The sequence below is a fragment of the Ruegeria sp. AD9 genome (assembly GCF_056542305.1).
Map to the genome: position 1 here is coordinate 1 of NZ_JBQFZP010000052.1, position 2,293 is coordinate 2,293.

Genomic DNA, 2,293 nt, shown 5'->3' on the forward strand with positions numbered 1-2,293 from the left:
TGTCAATGGCATCTCAAATTTCCCCAGAACGGGCAGGTTAAAATTCCCCAGTTTGGCGGTTTCGGTTGTCAGCCGGTTCAGTGACTTGCTGTTCCGTTCTTTGGCGGACGGCCGCGCCGTTTTGGCGGTGGCAGCGGTGTGATCGGCGCATTTGTACGCGTGTGTTCAGGGATCAGATCGGTGTGACCGCGCAGGCGGTAGCTGGCGCCCTCGATCTGGACGACTACTGCGTGGTGCAAAAGCCGGTCCAGGAGCGCCGTTGCGACGACGGGGTCACCGAAGACATCCCCCCATTCGGCGAAGCCGCGGTTCGAGGTCAGGATCATTGCACCTTTTTCGTAGCGGGCGTTCACGAGCTGGAAGAACAGGTTGGCGCCGCCCTGGGTGATGGGCAGGTAGCCGATTTCATCCACGATCAGCATTGATGGGCGAGTATAGAAGCGGATCTTGTCGGCGAGCCGGCCTTCCCGTTCTGCTTTGACCAGGGCTTCGATCAGCTCGGCAAGCGTCGCGCGATAGACCTGCTTTCCGGCCTTCACAGCCGCGACGCCCAAAGCGGTCGCCAAGTGCGATTTCCCGGTGCCGGGCGGACCCAGGAAGTGCACCACCTCGGCGCGCCGAATGAAGTCGAGCTGCGCCAGCGCGGCAATCCGTTCGCGGTCAAGTGAAGGTTGGAAGCTGAAGTCAAAGCCTTCCAGAGTTTTGATGGGCATCAGCTTGGCGGTCTTGAGCGCGACATCGATGCGACGGGTTTCACGGGTGGCGTATTCTTCGCTGAGAAGGGCATCCAATGCCTCGATCCCTGAGATTTTGCCCTGCTCCAGCTTCTGCATCGTATGATCAAGCGCTTCCAGGGCGCGGGGCATCTTCAGGCCGACAAGCGCCCCCCTGATCCGGTCGAGTGTTTCGGTCATCACACACCTCCCGCAGCCAGCCGTTGACCGACCGCGTCATAGAAAGCCAGTGACCGTTGCGGCACGCCCTTTGGTCGTTGCTGCATGGGGCGCGGTGGCGGGGCTTTACGATGCGCGGGGTCGACCCGGCGCCGATTGCGTCCTTCCAGCACCGGGTGGCGGGCGATACAGACGCCGTCTTCAAAGATGCAGATTTCGTCGACATGGTTTTGCACTTCAACGGTGCGTTTGCGCGTTGTCTCCGGCACCGAATAATGGTTGCCATCGACCGCGACCATGCCCTCGTGGCTGACCCGACGCTCCACGGTTAGGACCGCACTGTAAGGAATGGCAGGTAGCGGTTTGAGCGTTGGCCTTTCTTCGAAAAAGGCTTCATCCACGACCCGCTCGGTGGTGGCGTGCACCCGAGGATTGGCGATCTCGCACCGCCAGACGTCAAACTGGGCGTTCAGATCATCAATGTTGCGGAACGTGCGCGCCAGAAAGAAGTCCTGCCGGATGTAGCGGAACGGGCGTTCAACCTTGCCTTTCGTCTGAGCCCGATACGGTTTGCAGGCTTTGGGCGCAGAACCGTAATGGTTCAACAGCGCGACGAGCGAAGTGTTGTAGGTGACAACGCCAGCGTCATCCTCTCCGATCACCGCTGTCTTCATGCGATCATAGAGGATCTCTTCCGGCGCGCCGTCCATCGCATCAAAAGCAGCAATGTGACAGCGCATCACCGTTTGCAGGTTCTGGCTGGACACAAAACGGCCCCAGAGCCAGCGCGAATGGCCAAGAACAAGGCTGAACAGCCAGACCTTGCGGATCACGCCGGGCTCATCCGTGAACTCCACCTTGAACTCGGCAAAATCCACCTGCGCCTGCTTGCCTGGAGGTGTTTCAAACCGCACCACAAAAGGCGCACGTCGAGGCGGACGCAGCTCCCGCAAAAAGGGCTTCAGCGTCGAATAGCTACCTTCATACCCCATGGACTTGATCTCGCGCAGCAAGCGCCGGCCAGACAGGTCAGGAAAGCCCCGAACCCTCTCTTCCAGATAATCCCGGTATGGATCCAGAACGCTGCCCGGTAGTGCACGCGGCCCATAAACCGGCACCTCCAAGCCCTGCTGCAAATATTTGCGCACCGTCTTGCGGTCAGAACCAACCTTGCGCGCGATGGCCGAAATGCTCAGCCCCTGTCGTCGTAAATCGTGGATCAAAACGATCTCCCTCAATCCCTTCACCTGACTGCCCCTGTCTCTCGATAATCAGAGCATCAGGCCTGTTTCCCGCGACAGCGCCAATTCCAAATACTTGAAGTTTGGAATTGGCCCTGCCGCTCACGGGTGGGGAATTTTCAATTGCCACTTTCGGGGAGAATACGTCTGCCACTAACA

The 2,293-nt window shown here is 59.4% G+C and carries 3 protein-coding genes; all 3 read right to left on the minus strand.

The genetic code is table 11. From position 1 onward, the window contains the following. Positions 1 to 77 precede the first annotated feature (77 nt). Positions 78 to 914 carry an IS21-like element helper ATPase IstB gene (istB, locus tag ACR0AM_RS21525; RefSeq protein ID WP_480623992.1) on the minus strand — a complete coding sequence of 279 codons (837 nt, stop codon included), beginning with the start codon at positions 912 to 914 and terminating at the stop codon, positions 78 to 80. Next, positions 914 to 2,140: an IS21 family transposase gene (istA, locus tag ACR0AM_RS21530; RefSeq protein WP_480623993.1), complete on the minus strand. Its 1,227-nt coding sequence runs from the start codon at positions 2,138 to 2,140 to the stop codon at positions 914 to 916. The genes istB and istA overlap by 1 nt, the downstream gene beginning before the upstream one ends. Then, the coding region (locus ACR0AM_RS21535; protein WP_480623994.1) for a hypothetical protein at positions 2,052 to 2,293 on the minus strand (242 nt) is incomplete at its 5' end. The genes istA and ACR0AM_RS21535, both read right to left, overlap by 89 nt.

Coding starts and splice junctions, on each gene's coding strand:
- istB (WP_480623992.1), bottom strand. CDS start 914: ATGACCGAAACACTCGACCGGATCAGGGGGGCGCTTGTCGGCCTGAAG.